General features: G+C 74.2%; 18 protein-coding genes. 12 read left to right on the top strand and 6 right to left on the bottom strand.

Annotated elements, in window-relative coordinates; all coding sequences use genetic code 11:
• Nucleotides 1-114 precede the first annotated feature (114 nt).
• The gene (locus tag EDF21_RS11365; protein WP_056043961.1) at nucleotides 115-1038 is read left to right on the top strand and encodes an EamA family transporter; all 924 of its coding nucleotides are present in this window, start codon (nucleotides 115-117) and stop codon (nucleotides 1036-1038) included.
• 35 nt (nucleotides 1039-1073) lie between these two features.
• On the opposite strand, the gene EDF21_RS11360 is transcribed toward EDF21_RS11365, so the two are convergent.
• A complete protein-coding gene (locus EDF21_RS11360) occupies nucleotides 1074-1412 on the bottom strand; it encodes a hypothetical protein (RefSeq protein WP_123571401.1) in 339 nt (112 codons plus the stop codon).
• A gap of 226 nt (nucleotides 1413-1638) precedes the next feature.
• On the opposite strand from EDF21_RS11360, the gene EDF21_RS11355 reads away from it, so the two are divergent.
• From EDF21_RS11355 to EDF21_RS11330, 6 genes are all read left to right on the top strand, one after another.
• The gene (locus tag EDF21_RS11355) at nucleotides 1639-2565 is read left to right on the top strand and encodes a phosphate/phosphite/phosphonate ABC transporter substrate-binding protein (RefSeq protein ID WP_123571400.1); all 927 of its coding nucleotides are present in this window, start codon (nucleotides 1639-1641) and stop codon (nucleotides 2563-2565) included.
• 109 nt (nucleotides 2566-2674) lie between these two features.
• Nucleotides 2675-3499, top strand: a complete 825-nt coding sequence (gene phnC / locus EDF21_RS11350) for a phosphonate ABC transporter ATP-binding protein (RefSeq protein ID WP_123571399.1) — start codon at nucleotides 2675-2677, stop codon at nucleotides 3497-3499.
• Nucleotides 3496-5226 (top strand): phosphonate ABC transporter, permease protein PhnE, encoded by a 1731-nt coding sequence (phnE, locus tag EDF21_RS11345; RefSeq protein ID WP_123571398.1) that lies wholly within the window; start codon nucleotides 3496-3498, stop codon nucleotides 5224-5226. The genes phnC and phnE overlap by 4 nt, the downstream gene beginning before the upstream one ends.
• The gene (locus EDF21_RS11340; RefSeq protein ID WP_123571397.1) at nucleotides 5223-6548 is read left to right on the top strand and encodes a TIGR03364 family FAD-dependent oxidoreductase; all 1326 of its coding nucleotides are present in this window, start codon (nucleotides 5223-5225) and stop codon (nucleotides 6546-6548) included. Before phnE ends, EDF21_RS11340 begins: the two co-directional genes overlap by 4 nt.
• Nucleotides 6545-7312 carry an HAD family hydrolase gene (locus tag EDF21_RS11335; RefSeq protein WP_123571396.1) on the top strand — a complete coding sequence of 256 codons (768 nt, stop codon included), beginning with the start codon at nucleotides 6545-6547 and terminating at the stop codon, nucleotides 7310-7312. The genes EDF21_RS11340 and EDF21_RS11335 overlap by 4 nt, the downstream gene beginning before the upstream one ends.
• A complete protein-coding gene (locus tag EDF21_RS11330; RefSeq protein WP_233568469.1) occupies nucleotides 7309-8508 on the top strand; it encodes an alcohol dehydrogenase catalytic domain-containing protein in 1200 nt (399 codons plus the stop codon). Before EDF21_RS11335 ends, EDF21_RS11330 begins: the two co-directional genes overlap by 4 nt.
• Before the next feature lie 94 nt (nucleotides 8509-8602).
• Here EDF21_RS11330 and EDF21_RS11325 read toward each other — a convergent pair whose 3' ends face one another.
• Entirely contained in the window at nucleotides 8603-9352 is a 750-nt protein-coding gene (locus tag EDF21_RS11325) for a GntR family transcriptional regulator (RefSeq protein ID WP_123571395.1), read from the bottom strand.
• Nucleotides 9353-9543: 191 nt separating this feature from the next.
• On the opposite strand from EDF21_RS11325, the gene EDF21_RS11320 reads away from it, so the two are divergent.
• From EDF21_RS11320 to EDF21_RS11310, 3 genes are read left to right on the top strand one after another with little or no spacing between them, the layout of a single operon-like run.
• The gene (locus EDF21_RS11320) at nucleotides 9544-10473 is read left to right on the top strand and encodes a helix-turn-helix transcriptional regulator (RefSeq protein WP_082460081.1); all 930 of its coding nucleotides are present in this window, start codon (nucleotides 9544-9546) and stop codon (nucleotides 10471-10473) included.
• The gene (locus tag EDF21_RS11315) at nucleotides 10470-10700 is read left to right on the top strand and encodes a hypothetical protein (protein WP_123571394.1); all 231 of its coding nucleotides are present in this window, start codon (nucleotides 10470-10472) and stop codon (nucleotides 10698-10700) included. Before EDF21_RS11320 ends, EDF21_RS11315 begins: the two co-directional genes overlap by 4 nt.
• Nucleotides 10697-11665, top strand: a complete 969-nt coding sequence (locus EDF21_RS11310; protein WP_123571393.1) for an aldo/keto reductase — start codon at nucleotides 10697-10699, stop codon at nucleotides 11663-11665. Before EDF21_RS11315 ends, EDF21_RS11310 begins: the two co-directional genes overlap by 4 nt.
• Nucleotides 11666-11675: 10 nt before the next feature.
• Here the strand turns inward: EDF21_RS11310 and EDF21_RS11305 are convergent, their stop codons facing one another.
• The 4 genes from EDF21_RS11305 to EDF21_RS16755 are packed head-to-tail and all read right to left on the bottom strand — an operon-like array spanning nucleotide 11676 to nucleotide 15128.
• Nucleotides 11676-12869 (bottom strand): ABC transporter permease, encoded by a 1194-nt coding sequence (locus EDF21_RS11305; protein ID WP_123571392.1) that lies wholly within the window; start codon nucleotides 12867-12869, stop codon nucleotides 11676-11678.
• The gene (locus EDF21_RS11300; RefSeq protein WP_123571391.1) at nucleotides 12866-13561 is read right to left on the bottom strand and encodes an ABC transporter ATP-binding protein; all 696 of its coding nucleotides are present in this window, start codon (nucleotides 13559-13561) and stop codon (nucleotides 12866-12868) included. Before EDF21_RS11300 ends, EDF21_RS11305 begins: the two co-directional genes overlap by 4 nt.
• Nucleotides 13558-14622, bottom strand: coding sequence for a peptidoglycan-binding domain-containing protein (locus tag EDF21_RS16760; protein ID WP_158612911.1), 1065 nt, complete (start codon nucleotides 14620-14622; stop codon nucleotides 13558-13560). Before EDF21_RS16760 ends, EDF21_RS11300 begins: the two co-directional genes overlap by 4 nt.
• The gene (locus EDF21_RS16755; protein WP_158612910.1) at nucleotides 14619-15128 is read right to left on the bottom strand and encodes a hypothetical protein; all 510 of its coding nucleotides are present in this window, start codon (nucleotides 15126-15128) and stop codon (nucleotides 14619-14621) included. The genes EDF21_RS16760 and EDF21_RS16755 overlap by 4 nt, the downstream gene beginning before the upstream one ends.
• 200 nt (nucleotides 15129-15328) lie before the next feature.
• Between EDF21_RS16755 and EDF21_RS11290 the strand changes: the two genes are divergently transcribed.
• The gene (locus EDF21_RS11290) at nucleotides 15329-16042 is read left to right on the top strand and encodes a response regulator transcription factor (RefSeq protein ID WP_123571389.1); all 714 of its coding nucleotides are present in this window, start codon (nucleotides 15329-15331) and stop codon (nucleotides 16040-16042) included.
• Nucleotides 16039-17298, top strand: coding sequence for a HAMP domain-containing sensor histidine kinase (locus tag EDF21_RS11285; RefSeq protein WP_123571388.1), 1260 nt, complete (start codon nucleotides 16039-16041; stop codon nucleotides 17296-17298). The genes EDF21_RS11290 and EDF21_RS11285 overlap by 4 nt, the downstream gene beginning before the upstream one ends.
• The last annotated feature ends 13 nt before the right edge of the window (nucleotides 17299-17311 follow it).

Genomic DNA, 17311 nt, shown 5'->3' with positions numbered 1-17311 from the left:
CCGACTGGTCCGAGCGGCGCCACGGTCGGGCGCCATCGCCGGGCCGTCATCTGAACGGACAAAAGCCTGGAGGACCCGTTCGGCGCGCCCCGCGCCGAGCCGATGGGTCCTCGCATGTCCACCACCGCCCTCCTGCTCGTCCTCGCCGCCGCCGTCTGCCACGCCGGCTGGAACGTCGTCGCCCACGGGGTGAGCCGCCTCGGCACCCCCTTCCTCTGGTGGGGAGCCGTCGCCAGCACCGTGCTCTGGCTGCCGGTCGTCCCCTTCACGGGCGGTCTCGGGGCGAGCGTCGGCGGCCTCGCGGTCGGGGCGGGCGTCTCGGCCGTGCTGCACGTCGTCTACATGACGGTGCTGCAGCGCGGCTACGCGGTCGGCACCCTGTCGACCGTCTACGCGACGGCTCGCGGCAGCGGACCCGCCGTCAGCGCCGGCCTCGCCGTCCTGCTGCTCGGCGAGCAGCTCTCGGCGACGGCCGTGGTGGGCATCGCCGTGGTGGTCGCGGGGGTGGTGGCGACCGGACTGATCGACCGGCGGCCGACCGGCTCTCCGGCGCCGCGCCTCCTGCACGGGCCGTCGACCGCGTCGACGCCGGCCGCCCCCGGCCCGGCGCGCCGTCGCCTCGACCCGGGCATCGCCTGGGGCCTGCTCACCGGCCTCGCCATCGCGAGCTACACGATCTGGGACGCCCACGCCCTGCGCACCTGGGGCCTCTCGCCCGTGTCGTTCATGGTCGGCGTGACGCTCGCCGAGGTCGTCTTCTACAGCGCGTCGCTCGGCCGGCGTCGGGGCGAGCTCGTCGCCGTCGCCCGCGCCCACTGGCCGCGGGTGCTGGCCTTCGGCGTGCTGTCGCCGCTGTCGTACATCCTCGTGCTGACGGCGATCCGGACGGCTCCGGTCGCCCTCGTCGCCCCGGCCCGCGAGACGAGCGTGGTGATGGTGGCCGTGTTCGGGGCGCTCGTGCTGCGTGAGGGCTCGCTCGTGAAGCGGCTCGCGGCCTCGGGCGTCGTGCTCGGGGGCATCGCCCTGCTCGCCCTCTGACGGGCGTCGCGCAGGCCGAGGAGGCGCGGGTCGGCCTACAGGAACCCGGTCACCGCGACGGCGACCGCGGCCAGCAGTGCGACGGCGGCGAGCACCTTCGACGACCCCATGACGAGTCGGCGCCTCGGCCCACCGTCGTACGGCTCGTCGTCGGCGTCGCGCAGTTCGGGCGGGAGCTCGGCCTCACGGCGGCGGCGCTCCTGCTCGAGGCGGGCGGCCCGTTCGACCCGGGCGACGCGCTCGGCCTCGTGCCGCCGAGCCTGCTCGGCCTCGCGGTCACGGGCGACGAGCAGCTCGAGTTCGCGGTGGGCCTCGTCCGACCAGGTCGCGAGGTCGTCGCCGGGGGAGTCGGGGGTGCCGTCGTCGTGTCGCATGCGGAGGCCTTCGTCGCGGGAGCAGGGCGGGGTGGTGGTCCGAGGGTAGACCGCCGCACTTGGACCCGCCATGGCCGGGACGGCACCCCGTCCCGCCCCGCGGTCGGTTCGCCCAGGTTAGGCAGACAAGAGGTGAACTCTCGTTGAACGGGCCTAAAGATAGGTTCCTATGTCGGTCGGGCGCGTGCCACCATCGTCACGTCCTGCTCCCACCCGAAAGGCCGTCATGACCCTCCGCCGTCCCCGCGCCGCGACCGCCCTCGTCGGCGCCGCCCTGCTCGCCGTCACGCTGTCCGCCTGCTCGACCCCCGCCTCCTCGGCCACCGGCTCGTCCGACGCGGCCGGTGGCTACGCGGTCGACGACAGCACCCTCGTCTTCGGCGTCGTGCCCGACTCGGTCGACACCGAGACGAACTACCAGCCGCTGATGGACTACATCGCGAAGGAGACCGGCAAGACGGTCGAGTACCACGAGTCGACGGACTACGCGGCCCTGATCGAGGCGAGCATCGCCGGCCAGATCGACGTCGCCTCGTTCTCGGGCTTCACCTACGTCACCGCCACGAACAACGGCGCCGAGCTCACCCCGATCTCGTCGATCACCACGGCCGAGGGCCAGGAGCCCGGCTACTACTCGCAGGCCATCGTGCCGAAGGGCAGCGACATCACGTCGATCGCCGACATGAAGGGCAAGAAGATCTGCTTCGTCGACCCGTCGTCGACGTCGGGCTACCTCTTCCCGAGCTACGCGCTGCTCGAGGCCGGCATCGACCCCGAGAAGGACATCACCCCGGTCTTCGCGGGCAAGCACGACGTCAGCGTGCAGAAGGTCGGCGAGGGCACCGAGTGCGACGCCGGCTTCGCCGAGGACAGCGAGGTCGCCAAGAGCGACGCCGTCGAGATGATCGACGAGCAGATGGTGCCCGGTGCGCCCATCGTCGAGTCGGACTCTCTGCCCGACGACGTCAAGGCCCAGCTGAAGGACATCCTCTCGAACGTCACCGCCGACGACATGGTCGCCGCGGGCATCGAGGGCGCCGACAGCGAGGGCTTCCGTGCCGTGTTCTTCCAGACCACCCCGGTCGACGACGCGTACTACGACCAGATCCGCGACATCTGCGAGAAGACGAACGCATCGCAGTGCAAGGCCTGACCCGCACGACGTAGCACCTCCCCACCCCGGGAACCCGCCGGGACCCTCGCGCACGCGTGGGGGTCCCGGCGACGTCCCGGGGTCCGAGCACGACGAACCGGAGACGAACATGAACCCGCACACCGCCCCCGCCGAGACCGTCGTCCGGCTCGAGGGCATCACCAAGCGCTTCGGTGAGACCCTCGCGCTCGACGACGCCTCGGTCAGCGTCCGACGCGGCGAGGTCGTCGTGCTGCTGGGCCTCTCCGGCTCGGGCAAGTCCACCCTGCTGCGTCACGTCGACGGCCTCGAACGGCCGACCGACGGCCGCGTCACGGTGCTCGGCCGCGAGGTCACCGAGCTCACCGGGCGGGCCCTGCGGCGGCTGCGCAGCGAGGTGGGGTTCATCTTCCAGCAGTTCGAACTCGTGCCGTCGCTGACCGTGCTCGAGAACGTCCTGACCGGCTCGCTCGCCGCCGTGCGCGGGCCCCGGCTCGGGCTCTGGTCGTACGGCCGGACCGCGAAGGCCGAGGCGCTCGCCCGGCTCGAGCGCGTCGGCCTGCTCGACCGGGCCTACCAGCGCGCCGACACCCTCTCGGGCGGCCAGCAGCAGCGCGTCGCCATCGCCCGGGCCCTCATGCAGCGCCCCCAGGTGCTGCTCGCGGACGAGCCCGTCGCCTCGCTCGACCCCGAGTCGAGCGACCAGGTGATGGCGCTGATCCGCGAGATCGCGGCCGACGAGGGCCTCACCGTCATCTGCAGCCTGCACCAGGTCGACCTCGCCCTCTCGTGGGCCGACCGCATCGTCGGGCTGCGCCACGGTCGGGTCGTGCTCGACACCGGGACCGAGGGCCTGTCGAAGGCCCAGGTGATGGAGATCTACGGCCGCGTCGCCACGAGCACCGACCAGATGGCAGCCATCGAGCTCGAGCTCGCCGGGGACGCCGTCCGATGACCGCCGTCACCGAGCGCCCGCGCACGACCGGGGCGGCCCCCGCTCCCGTCACCGCGCCTCCTCGTCGCCGGGTCTCGCCCGAGCGCGTCGCGGCGGGCCTCACCCTCGTCGCCCTGCTGGTCGCGAGCCTCGTGGCCCTGCGCAGCGTCGACATCGACCCCGCGCGGATGCTGCAGAGCTGGGCCAACGCCGAGCGGTTCTTCGGCCGCGTCGGGGCGATCGAGTTCCCCCCGCTCGGTGAGCTGCTGCAGCTCACCGCCCTCACGCTCGGCCTCGTGATCTGCGGCACCCTGCTCGCCGCCGTCCTCTCGGTGCCGGTCGCCGTGCTCGCGGCCTCGAACACCACCCCCGGCCCCGCGTGGCGTGCGGCCGCCCGCTTCGTGACGGTGCTCGCCCGGGCCGTGCCCGACGTCGTGCTCGCCATGGTGTTCGTGCTGCTCTTCTCCCTCGGCACGCTGCCCGGCATCCTGGCCATCGGCCTGCACTCGGTCGGCATGATCTCGAAGCTCTTCGCCGACGCGATCGAGCAGATCGACGAGGGTCCGCGCACCGCCGTCCGTGCCGCCGGGGGCAGCCGCCTCCAGCAGTTCACCGCCGGCGTGCTGCCCCAGGTGCTGCCGTCGTGGGTGGCGACCGTGCTGCACCGCAACGACATCAACCTCCGCGGCAGCGTGATCCTCGGCTACGTCGGGGTCGTCGGCCTCGGCATGGAGATGTCGTTCGCCTTCAAGTCGCTCGACTACGGCCTCGGCCTCGGCTACGCCCTCGTCATCTTCGTTCTCTGCGTCGTGATGGAGATCGTCTCGAGCAGCGTCCGCGCCATCATGCTCGGCATCGCGCCGACCGGCCGCGGTCTCGGCGACCGCGTCGTCCGACGGGCCACCAGGAGGCGCGGCGCCGGTCACCCCTCCCCGTCGCGTCCCGTGCCCGCCACCGTCGAGTCCGCCCTCCGCCGACCGTGGGACCGCGCCCGTCGACGCACCGTCTCGTGGGGGTGGCTCGCGGTCGCCGTGGTCGTCGCGAGCGTCGCCGTCTGCGACATCGCCTGGTCCGACCTCGTCACCGTCTGGGCGAAGGTGCCCGCCGTCGCGACGCAGTTCTGGCCGCCGTCGTTCGGCAGCTACGAGGCGTCGACGATGGTCGCTGCCATGGGCGAGACGATCGCCATCGCGCTGGCCGCGACCGTGCTGACCCTCGTCGCCTCGATCGTGGTCGGGTCGCTCGCGGCCCGCAACGTCGCCCCGAGCCGAGGGGTGCGCAGCGGCATGCGCCTGCTGCTCGTCGGCATCCGCGGGGTGCCCGAGGTGATCCTCGCCATCGTGCTGATCGTCGTCACCGGGCTCGGCACGCAGGCCGGCACCCTCGCCCTGGCGCTCGGCGGCGTCGGGCTGCTCGGCAAGCTGCTCGCCGACTCGTTCGAGGAGGTCTCGCCCGGCCCCGAACGCGCCCTCTCGGCCACCGGGGCGAGTCGCGTGCAGGTCTACGCCGGGGCGACCCTGCCGCAGGGCACCCGCGCCCTGATCGGGCACACCTTCTACATGCTCGACACCAACCTGCGGGCCGCGACGCTGCTCGGCATCGTCGGTGCCGGGGGAGTCGGCTACTACCTGCTCAACGCCAGCCAGGGCTCGAACTACGGGACGGTCACGGCGATCGTGCTGATGATCCTCGTCACGGTCCTGGCCGTCGAGGGGCTCGCCATCTGGATGCGGAGGGTCTTCCGATGACCGCGACACACGACACGGCCCACGGGGCGGCCCGTCACTCCGCGGCCCCGACCGCGGCCTCGACCGCGGCGGCAGGGCACGCGGCGGCACCGCACGACGTGGTCGTCGTCGGCTCGGGCATCGTCGGCCTCGGTGCCGCCCTCGCCGCCGTCGATCGGGGGCTCTCGGTGCTGGTCGTCGACCGCTCCCCGGTAATCGGCGGCTCGACCGTGCGCAACTTCGGCCACCTCTGCCTCACCCCGCAGAGCGGCGAGGCCCGCCGACATGCCCTCGCCGCCCGCGAGCTCTGGCTGCGGCTGGCCCGCGACGCCGGCTTCTGGCTGTCCCGGCGCGGCACGCTCGTCGCCGCCCGACACGTCGACGAGCTCGACCTGCTCGACGAGCTGGCCCTCGCCCGCACCGACCGCGTGCTGGGCGACCGGCCCGAGATCGAGCGGCTCGACGCGGCCGAGCTGTCGTCCCTGGCCCCGGTTGCTCCCGGTGCGGTCGTCGGCGGCGCCCTGCTCCCGTACGACCTGCAGGTCGACCCGAGGGAGGCGGCCGACGCGATCCGCCGGCACCTCGAGTCGCGAGGGGTGCGCTTCCTGACCCGCACCTCCGTGGGGTCGGTCTCGTCGGGACGCGTCGAGACGAGCCGCGGGCCGATCGACGCCGGGACGGTCGTCGTCGCGACCAACCACGACCTCGACCAGCTGCTGCCCGACCTCGCCGACCGACACGCCCTCGAGCGCTGCGGCCTCGACATGCTGCGGGTGCGGGCCGACCTCGTCCGGCCGCTCGTCGCCCCGCTGCTGACCGGCTGGTCGCTGATCCGCTACAGCGCGTTCGCCGGCACCGGGGCGGCCGACGCGGTGCGGTCCCGACTGCACGCCGAGCGCCCGGACCTGGCCGCGATGGACCTCAACCAGATGTACACGCAGCTGCCCGACGGGTCGGTGATCGTCGGGGACAGCCACCGGAAGGGCGCCGCGATCGCGCCGTTCCAGGACGAACGGATCGCCGACGCCTTCCTCGACGAGTTCCGCGTGCTGTTCGGCGCCGAGCCGGTGGTCACCGAGCGGTGGCAGGGCGTCTACGCCTCGGGTCGCGAGGAGTTCGTCGTCGACGAGGTCGCCCCGGGCGTGCTCGTCACGGTCGTCTCGACCGGCATCGGCATGACCACCGGGCTCGGTCTCGCCGAGCACGTCGTCGGGGCGCACCTCGACGGCGGGCGCGACCGGGCGCTCGACACCCTCGCCCCGACCTCGACCGTCCACTCGCCTGTCACCTCGCCCGTCCCCTCGGCCGTCCCCTCGCCCCTCACAGAGAGCCTCACCGCATGAGCACCACGACCGCCACCACCCCCGCCTCGTCCGGCACCCCCGCCGCCGAGGCCGCGACCCCGATCGAGCTCGTCGTGCTCGACATGGCCGGCACGACCGTCGTCGACGACGGCGTGGTCGAGCAGGCCTTCGCCCGCGTCGCCGACCGGGTCGACCTCGGCCCGACGCTGAGCCGCGACGAGGCCCTGCAGTACGTCCGCGACACGATGGGCCGCTCGAAGATCGAGGTCTTCCGGCACCTCACCGGGGGCGACGAGGCGCTCGCGCAGCGCGCGAACGACGAGTTCGAGGTGGCCTACGGCGAGCTCGTCGACGAGTCGGGAGTCGAGCCGATCGAGGGCGCGGGCGACCTCGTCGACGCATTCCGCGCCTCCGGGGTCTCGGTCGTCCTGACCACGGGCTTCTCGCCCGTCACGCGCGACCGCCTGCTCGACGCGCTCGGCTGGACGGTCGACGCCGCCCTCTCGCCCGTCGACGCCGGCCGCGGCCGCCCCGCACCCGACCTCGTGCTGACCGCGCTGCTGCGCACCCGTGCCTCGTCGGTCGCCGCCGTCGCGGTCGTCGGCGACACCGTCAGCGACGTCCTCTCGGGGCGCTCCGCCGGTGCGGGCCTCGTCGTCGGCGTGACGACCGGCGCGCACACCCGCGAGCAGCTGCTCGCCGCGGGGGCCGACGTCGTGCTCGAGAGCGTCCGCGACCTCGTCGGGCTGCCGGCCTTCGCCGGGGTCGCGGCCGCCGGCGCGTCGACGACCGCGGTCGCGTGACCACCGCCCTGCCGCGGACGGGGGTGCCGCCGCGGACGACGGACCAGGAGGCGCGGGTCGCTTCCCCGGCGGACCCCGCCTCCCCGGCCGCGCTGCCCCTCGACCCGGCCCCGACCGCCATGGTGTGGCTCGAACCCGGCCGTCCGCACGAGGCCGTCGCGGTGCCCTCGGTCGTCCTCGAGCCCGGCGACGCCCTCGTCGAGGTCGAGCTGGCGACGATCTGCGGCTCGGACGTGCACACCACCCGGGGTGACCGGAGCGCGCCCGCCCCGCTCGTCCTCGGACACGAGCAGGTCGGTCGCGTGGTCGCCCTCGGGCTGGGGGCGGCCGCCGTGGACGGGACGCCGCTCGCCGTCGGGCAACGCGTCGTCTGGTCGCTGACCGTCTCGTGCGGTCGGTGCGCCACCTGCCGACGCGACCTGCCGCAGAAGTGCGAGTCGGTGCGGAAGTACGGGCACGAGCGACTCCTCACGGGCTGGGAACTGAGCGGCGGCTTCGCCACGCACGTGCACGTGCGGTCGGGCACGGCGATCGTCCCGGTCGAGGCCGACCTGCCCGCCGAGCTGCTGGCCCCCGTGTCGTGCGGCACGGCGACGGCCGTGGCGGCCCTCGACGCCGCCTCGGCGATCGTGCCCCTGGACGGTGCCGTGGTGCTCGTCACGGGGGCCGGGCTGATCGGCCTCACGGCGACCGCGCTGGCCACCGACGCCGGGGCCCGGGTGGTCGTCGTCGACCCCGAGCCCGCCCGCCGTCGACTCGCCGTCCGCTTCGGCGCGGTCGCGACGGCCGACCCGTCGGCTGCCCCCGACGCGGACGACGGCCTCAGCACCGCGTTCTCGGTCGCGGGTGGTGCCACTCTCGTCGCCGTGGAGGCCTCCGGGTCGCCGCACGCCGTGGCCTCGGCGCTCGCCGCGCTGGGCGTCGGCGGCGTGGCCGTGCTCGTCGGCAGCGTCTTCCCCGCTCCGGCCGTACCGCTCGACGCCGAGAGCGTCGTCCGACGTCTCGTGACCCTCCGCGGCGTGCACAACTACGCCCCGCGGCACCTCGTCGAGGCCGTCCGCTTCGTCGAACGGAGGCACGCGGCCTGGCCGCTCGACGCCCTCGTGGGCGAGGTCGTCGCCCTGCGCGACCTCGACGCCGGGATCGCGGCGGCCGCCGCCGGCGGGTCGGTGCGGGTGGGCGTCCGACCGGAGTGACCGGGGGCTGTGGCGGCCTGCGGGGGCTGCCCCGCGCCTCCTGCGTCCCGCCTCCTGCGTCCGCGGACGCGGGAGGGGGGCGGGCCGGCGCCGCTCAGGGGCCGATCGCGCGGATGAAGTGGTCGCCCTCGCGGGCCCGGCCCGACGCCGAGACGGTGAAGCGGACGATGTCGCTGCGGTACCGGTCGTCCGAGGCCTCGAAGGTGCGGCCGTCGGGGCCGCGCGTGATGCGGTGCAGCCGCAGGATCGGCGTGCCGGGCTCGACCCCGAGCAGCTCGGCGTCGAGCTCGTCGGCGGCGACCGCGTCGATCTCGTGGTCGATGTCGGCGTAGCCGAAGCCCCGCGAGTCGAGGTACTCGGTGATCGACACCGTGTCGAGGTCGACGTCGAACAGCACGCGGCCGACCTCCTCGATGAAGGTCAGGCGCTCGAGCATGGTCGGGCGGCCGTCGACGAGTCGCAGCCGGACGACGTCGACCACGAGGGCGCCCGGCTCGATGCCGAGCGACCGGGCCTTGTCGTCGTCGGCGCGGCGCAGCGACACCTCCTGCGTGCGGGCGCCGGGCTCGCCGCCGACGTCGCGCACCCACTTGGTGAAGGGGATCGACACGTCGACCGGATGGTGCGCCTTGCGCGCGACGACCCGTGCCGGGCGGCCGCGCCGGGTCTCGACCAGCCCCTCGGAGCGCAGGGCGGCGAGGGCGTTGCGGATCGGCCCGCGGGAGGTGCGCCACTGCTCGGCCAGCTCGCCCTCGCTCGGCACGTCGTCGCCGACCGAGAGGTCGCCGCTCAGGATGCGCCGCCGCAGGTCGTCGGCGATCTGCTCGTAGAGGGTCGAAGGCACGTGCGGATCTTACCGAGCGGTGCGGTCGGGCTCGTCATGGGCCCCGGTCGCGACGACGAACCCCGTTCGCGAAGACGAACCCCGTTTCATCGGGGTTCTCCTTCGCGAACGGGGTTCATCCCGTCGTCGCGCCGAGGGGGTCACCACCAGGGCTTCCCACCGCGACCCGCCCCTGTCGTAGCGTCGAGGGCATGGACACCGAGAGCGAGATCCGCGACTTCCTGACCAGCCGACGGGCGCGGGTGCGGCCCGAGCAGGTCGAGCTGCCGGGCGGCCCCGGACGCCGCGTGCCCGGACTGCGGCGGAGCGAGGTGGCGCTGCTCGCGGGCGTCAGCGTCGAGTACTACACGCGGCTCGAACGCGGGCGCCTCGGCGGGGTGTCCGAGGTCGTGCTCGACTCGCTCGCGACCGCCCTGCTGCTCGACGACGCCGAACGCGAGCACCTGGCCGACCTCGCCCGCGCCGCGAACGAGTCGCCCGTGCGCGCCCGGCGTCGACGCCGTCCGCCCGAGACCGTCTCGCGCAGCATGCAGCTCGTGCTCGACGCCGTGACGGCCGGGCCCGCGTTCGTCCGCAACGGCCGCATGGACGTCCTCGCCGAGAACGCGCTCTTCCGTGCGCTCTACTCCGACCTCTACGCCCTCGACGAGCGGCCGGTCAACCTCGCCCGCTTCGTCTTCCTGCACCGCGAGCAGGCCGAGGCCTTCTACCCGTCGTGGTCGGTGGCCGCCGACATCAACGTCGCGATCCTGCGCACCGAGGCCGGCCGCGACCCCCACGACCGCGCCCTGCACGACCTGATCGGCGAACTGTCCACCCGCAGCGACGAGTTCCGCGTGCGCTGGGGCGCCCACGAGGTGCGCCACCACACGTCCGGCCAGAAACGCTTCCACCACCCGGTCGTCGGTCAGCTCGACATGGTCTACGAGGCCATGGAGCCGATGGGCCGCCCGGGCCTGAACTTCCTCGTCTACAGCGCCGAGCCCGGCTCGCCGACCGAGGAGCGCCTCCGCCTCCTCGCCAGCTGGGCGGCGCCGCAGGCCGACCCGGCGGTCGTCCGCGCCGACGCCCCGGACCGACCCGACGTCGCGAGCGGACCGCGCGAGGCGGCCGGATCGTGAGCCGCCTCGCGATGTGGTGGCGCGCCTCCTGCGAGATCTCCGACCTCACGCGCGACCGAGAGCAGGAGGCGCGGGTGCTGGACGAGATGGCGGTGCGTCTCCAGCCGGGCCCCTGGGCGATCGCCGCGCTCTTCCACCGCCGCGCGCCCGGCGCGACCGACGCCGCAGAGGCCTCCGCCACCATGGAGAACCAACCACCCCCGAACGCCGAGGAGGCACGACCGTGAAGTACACCCGTCTGGGCACCACAGGGCTGAAGGTCAGCCGCATCGGCCTCGGCTGCATGAGCTACGGCGACCCCACCCGGGGCCTGCACTCGTGGACGCTCGACGAGGCGGCCTCGGCACCGTTCTTCCGCCAGGCCGTCGAGCTCGGGGTCACCTTCTGGGACACCGCGAACGTCTACCAGCAGGGCACCGGCGAGGAGTTCGTCGGCCGCGCGATGCGCGAGTACTCCCGCCGCGAGGACGTCGTGCTGGCGACGAAGGTCAGCGGTCGCATGCACGACGGTCCGGGGGGAGCGGGGCTGTCACGCGGGGCGATCCTCGAGCAGGTCGACGCGTCGCTCACGCGACTCGGCACCGACCACGTCGACCTGTACCAGATCCACCGCTTCGACCCCGAGACCCCGGTGGAGGAGACGATGGAGGCGCTCCACGACCTGGTCCGGGCAGGCAAGGTCCGGTACACGGGCGCCTCGAGCATGTTCGCCTGGCAGTTCGCGAAGATGCAGACCGCCGCCGTGGTCAACGGCTGGACGCCGTTCTCGACCATGCAGGACCAGTACAACCTGCTGAAGCGCGAGGAGGAACGCGAGATGATCCCGCTCTGCGCCGACCTCGGCGTCGGGCTCGTGCCCTACTCGCCGCAGGGCAAGGGGCGGCTGACGCGACCGCGTGGTGCGACCACCGAGCGGTCCGCCGTCGACGAGGTCGCGAAGGCCTTCGACGCCGACGAGGACGGCCCGATCATCGACGCCGTCGAGCAGGTCGCCGCCGAGCACGGGGTGTCGATGGCCCAGGTCGCCGTGGCGTGGGTGTTGCGGAACCCCGTCGTCTCGGCCCCGATCGTCGGCGCGACGAAGCCGCACCACCTCGCCGACGCCGTCGCCGCCCTGGACGTCGAGCTGACCGACGACGACGTCCGCCGCCTCGAGGAGCCCTACCGGCCGCAGTCACCGTTCTGGTGGTGAGGCGCCCCCCTCACGACTGCAGCGCCTCCGTCGGCGGGATGCGCGCCGCCCGCACGGCCGGCCAGAGCCCGGCCAGAGCCCCGATCACGAGCGTCGCGACGAGCCCGGCGACCAGCACCACGGGCGGTATCGCCGTCGGCCACCCCCGCAGCGCGGCGAACGCCGCGGTCACCGCCGCCCCGAGCAGCACCCCGGCGACCCCGCCGAGCAGCGACAGGACGAGCGCCTCGGCTAGGAACTGCCGACGGATGTGCGACCTCGTCGCCCCGAGCGCCCGCCGCAGCCCGATCTCGCGTCGACGTTCGAGCACCGAGATCACCATCGTGTTCGCCACCCCGATGCCGCCGACCAGCAACGCGACCCCGCCGAGGCCGACCAGCAACCCGGTGAACGCCTGGTCCGCGGCCTGCTGTGCGGCCAGCGCGTCGGACGGCCGCGTCACCTCGACGTCGGACGGGCTCCGCGGCTGGATGGACCGGGCGAGCAGGTCGCGCACCTCCTGCACGTGGGCGGGGTCGGCCCGGACGTGGACCGCCGTCGGGTGGACGGGCGCACCGGCCAGCGCCTCCGCGGCCCGTTCACCGATGAGCGCCGACGAGTCGATCTCGGCCGCCAACGGCACGGGTTCGAGGATGCCCGCCACCACGTACTCGGTGCTGCCGACGATCACGTGGCGCCCCGGCACGGTGATGCCCAACCGGGCCGCCGCCTCGGCCCCGAGCACGACCACGGGGTACCGCGCCATGCCGTCGGTGAGCCAGACGCCCGACGCCACGCGGGCCTCGAGCACCTCCAGCAGCGTCGGCGACGCCGACCGCACCGTGATGCCGTTCGTGTTGCCCGCGGGCACCGCGCTGCTGCGGTAGACGCCGACGTCGGCCACCGTGCCGGTCGTGGCGGCCGACCGGACCCCCTGGGTGTGCCCGGCCGACGCCCCCGCGGTGAGTGGCAGGTCGACCGCCTCGCCGAAGAAGTCCTTCCCCTGGGATGCCGAGAGAAGGTTGGTGCCGAGCTCGTCCAGGGTCGCCGCGAGCTTCGCCTGGCTCGACGTCGAGATGCCGACCACCGCGATCATGGCCGCGATGCCGATGGCGATGCCGAGCGCCGACAGCACGGCCCTGGTGGGTCGCGACGCCAGCCCGGACACCCCCAGTCGCACGACGTCCGACCCGAGGAGGCGCGAGGGCGTCTCCGAGGCGTTCATGCGGTCACCCCCGCCCGCGTCGCGCTGTCGTCCACGAGGTGCCCGTCGCGGATCGTCACCCGCCGCGGCAGCCGCCGGGCGAGCTCGACGTCGTGGGTGATGACGACGATCGAGGTGCCCTCGGAGTGCAGCTCGCCGAGGAGCGACACGATGCCCTCGCCGGCCTTCGTGTCGAGGTTGCCGGTGGGCTCGTCGGCGAGCAGCAGCGGCGGGCGGTGCACGACCGCCCGGGCGATGGCGACCCGCTGCCGTTCGCCACCCGAGAGCTGGTTCGGCCGGTGCGTCAGTCGGTGGCCCAGCCCGACGCGCTCGAGCGCCTCGCGCGCCCGCGCCCGTCGCTGCCGGATCGGCACCCCCGCGTAGAGCAGGCCGTTCGCGACGTTGTCGGTCGCGCTCACGCCCTCGCTGAGGTGGAACTGCTGGAAGACGAAGCCGATGCGGTGCGCCCGCAGGGCCGACAGCTCGCGGTCGTTCTGGTCCGCCACGTCGACGCCGTCGACGAGCACGGTGCCCGAGGTGGGCCGGTCGAGCGTGCCGAGGACGTTCAACAGCGTCGACTTGCCCGATCCCGACGGGCCGACGATCGCGACGAACTCGCCGCGCTCGACCCGGAGCGACACCGACGACAACGCGGTCGTCGGGGGTCGGCCGTACTCGCGCGTCACGTCACGCAGCTCGATCACGGCGTTCATGCGGGCACCACGACCTCGTCGCCGGCCTCGAGGGCTCCGGACACCTCGACCCGGTCGCCGGCGAACAGGCCGGCCTCCACCGGCACGGCCGTGGTCGTGCCGTCCGGCTGCAGCACCTCGACGACGAACCCGTCGCCGACGGCCGCACCCAGGGCGAGCACCGGCACGTGCAGCACGTCCTCCTCCACCTCGGAGACGAAGTCGACCTGCACGGACGCCTCGGTCAGGTCGCCGGCCGCCGCCGGGTCGTCGAGCGACACCGTGACGGGGGCCGTCGTCGTGCCCGTGGTCTCGTCGGCCACGGCCGCGCCCACGTCGGACACGCGCCCGGGAACGCTGCCGTGGCCGGGCAGGTCGACCGACACGACCCCGTCGACGGCGGCGAGCGGCGACCCGACCGGCAGGTCGACCGACACGACCGCGTCGTCGCGCGCCGTGCCGTAGAGGTCGCCTCCCGAGGCGTCGCCGACGGCCGCCGTCAGGGTGCGGACCGTGAACGACCCCGTCACGAACTGCAGGGCGCCCTGGTCGATCGACCCGGTGCGCTCCTGCCCGGTGTCCTTCTGCCAGGCCGAGACGGCGGTCGCGGTGCGCCGGTCGAACCGGTCGTCCGGCGTGCCCGTGAAGTACCCCCAGGCTCTGAGGTTCTCCTCGACCTGCCGGACGTCCGGGCCCTCGGCCATGCCCTGTCCGAAGGCCCGCCACTGCGGCAGGGCGCCCTCGAACGCGGTGACCGGTTCGTCGTCGACGCGGAAGAGCTCGCTGCGTGCCGCGAGGACGTCGCCGACCTCCGGCAGCGACGTGATCGTGCCGGGTGCGGACCCCGTGATCGTCGGGCCGTCGAGGCGGCTGAGCGTGCCCGCCCTGGTCGTCGTGCCGGTCAGCGTGCCCTGCTCGACGACGGCCGTGGTCGGCCTCGGCGTCGTGCCCCCCGCGGCCTCCGCGTCGTCGTCACCAGACGCTCCGGGGGGCCCGACCATCAACACGGCGGTGACGGCCGTCCCGACGACGGCCACGCCGGCGACGGACCACCAGGCGACGGCTCGGCGCGACGGCCTCACCGGGTCACCGTCGTGGGCATGCTGCCGAAGGCGCCGCACTCCTCGAGAACGCCCGCGGGGACGTCGTCCATCGTGGCCGTGCCGCCGGCGCCGTCGAGCTGGTCGGTCACGTCGTATCCCGCCTCGCGCACGCATTCGGCCGACTCGCGCAGCCTCGCGTCGAACTCGTCCTGGCTCTTCTTCTCGGACGCGGTCACGGGGCGCTCGCCGAGTTCGTCGGTCGTCGCCTCCGTGCACCGCTCCGACGCGGCGAGCAGGGCGTCCATGTCCACGGCGTCGCCGCGGGAGATCGACACGCCGCCGCCGTCGCCCGAGGGGTCGCCGATGTCGACGCCCTCCTCGCGGAGGCAGTTCGCGTTCGCGAGGTCCCACGCCTGGGCGTCGGCGGCGATCTGCGACTCGGACTTCGTCTCGGCGGCGGCGTCGTCGGCGGCGGTCGAGCAGCCGGCGAGGGCGCCGACGAGCAGGGGGAGGGCGGCGAAGAGGGTGCCACGGGTTCTGGGCATGAGGGGACTCCTGGTCTTCCACGGTCACGGGCCGCGACCGGCGGTCGCGGCGTCGCCCTCGTCGGGCGACGGGGTCCAGACCACCGCACGGCTCGTTGCCGGCCCGTAAACGGCGGGCTTTACGTTTCGGTGACATCCGACATGTCAACCTGGAGGAGGGCGTCCGCGTCCCGTCCGTCCCGACCCGAACAGGAGCCACCATGCGCGTACTCGTCGCCGAGGACGAGGTCTACCTCGCCGAGGCCGTCCAGAGCGTCCTCGAACGTCACGCGATGGCCGTCGACGTCGTGCACGACGGCGACGCCGCCCTCGAGGCGATCGCGCTGAACGACTACGACGTCGTGTTGCTCGACCGCGACCTGCCGGGCACGCACGGCGACGACGTCTGCGCCGCGGTGGCGGCGGCCGGCGACGGTCCGGGCATCGTGATGCTCACCGCTGCCGGGCGCACCCGTGACAAGGTCGACGGCTTCGAGCTCGGTGCCGACGACTACCTCGCCAAGCCGTTCGAGTTCCCCGAGCTGATCGCCCGGATGCGCTCGCTCGCCCGGCGCCCGCGTCGGTCGCGCCCGCCGGTCACGGTCCGCGGCGACCTGCGGTACGACGCGTTCCGCCGCGAGGTCTACCGTGACGGCCGGTACGTGAAGCTCACCCGGAAGGAGTTCGCGGTGCTCGGCGTGCTGCTCGAGGCCGACGGGGGCGTGGTCAGTGCCGAGCGCCTGCTCGAGAAGGCCTGGGACGAGAACGCCGACCCGTTCACCAACTCGGTGCGGGTCACGATCTCGAACCTCCGGCGGCGCCTCGGCGAGCCCTGGGTGATCCACACCGTCCCCGGCAGCGGCTACCGCATCGCCGCCGAGGACGCCGAGGACGCCGAGCACGCCGAGGACGCCGCCGACGGGGTCGACCGGTGACCGTCGAGACCCGGTCCTCGGCCGCACAGCCCAGGAGGCGCGGGCTGCGCCACCGGGGCAGCGCCCGTCTCCGGCTCACCGCCACCGTCAGCGCGGTGCTGACGGTCGTGGGCCTGTCGATCGTGGCGTCCGTGTTCCTGGTGATGCGCTTCGTCCCGGACTACCGGATCACCGCCCTGCACGCGCCGGGCCCCGGCGCGGGCGACTCCGCGTCGCCGACGGCGACGTGGGCGCCGGCGGGCGACGGCGGCGTCGCCACCGCCGGGCCGTCGCCCGTCGCCGAGACCGCCGAGCTGCGCGCGGCGGTCACGATCTCGGGCGAGAACGACCTCCTGCGCGTGCTGCTCACGACCTCGTCGATCGTGTTCGTCGTCGCGCTGGTCGTCGGCGTCTGGTTGAGCTGGGTCGTCGCCGGGCGCCTCCTCCGCCCGGTCGAGCACCTCGCGAGCGCGGCGCGCGAGGCCGAGCACGGCGCCGCGGGGTCGTTCCGACAGCGGCTCGCCGCGCTCGCACCCGGGCGCCCCGACGACGAGTTCGGCCGTCTCGCGACGACGTTCGACGACATGCTCGACCGGCTCGACCGCTCGTACGAGGCCCAACGTCGCTTCGCCGCCAACGCCTCGCACGAGCTCCGCACGCCCCTCGCGACGACCCAGGCGATGCTCGACGCGGCCCTCGCGGCGGGCTCGCCGCCGTCCGTGACGATCCGACGCCTGCGCGAGATGAACACCCGCAGCATCGAGACGGTCGAGGCCCTGCTGACGCTGTCCGACGCCCAGTCCGGTGACGGCGTCGCCGCCGCCGCGGTCGACCTCGTCGCCGTGGTCGACGAGGTGGTGGCCGCCTCGTCGTCCGCCGCCGCCCGGGCGCGGGTCGAGGTGCGCTGCGTCGCCCGCCCCGCGCAGGTCACGGGCGACCGTGCCCTGCTCTCGGTGCTCGTCGGCAACCTCGTCCGCAACGGCATCGGCCACAACGAACTCGGCGGCCGGCTCGACGTGACGGTCGGCACCGACGGCTCGGGGGCGCCGACCCTGATCGTGTCCAACGGCGGGGCCGTGCTCGACCCGGCCGAGGTCGGGCGACTGACCGAGCCGTTCCACCGGCCGGCGGGCCGGGTCGCCGGCTCCCACGGCCTCGGCCTGGCCCTGGTCGCGGCCGTCGCCGAGACGCACGGGGCGACGCTGACCCTCGACGCGCCTCCTTCGGGCGGTCTGGTCGTGCGCGTGGTGTTCGCCGCGCCCGCGACCGACCGGTGAACCGGCCCGACGG

This window comes from Frigoribacterium sp. PhB118 (assembly GCF_003751725.1).
Classification (GTDB): Bacteria; Actinomycetota; Actinomycetes; order Actinomycetales; family Microbacteriaceae; genus Frigoribacterium.
This window is presented reverse-complemented; position numbering and strand designations above follow the sequence as displayed.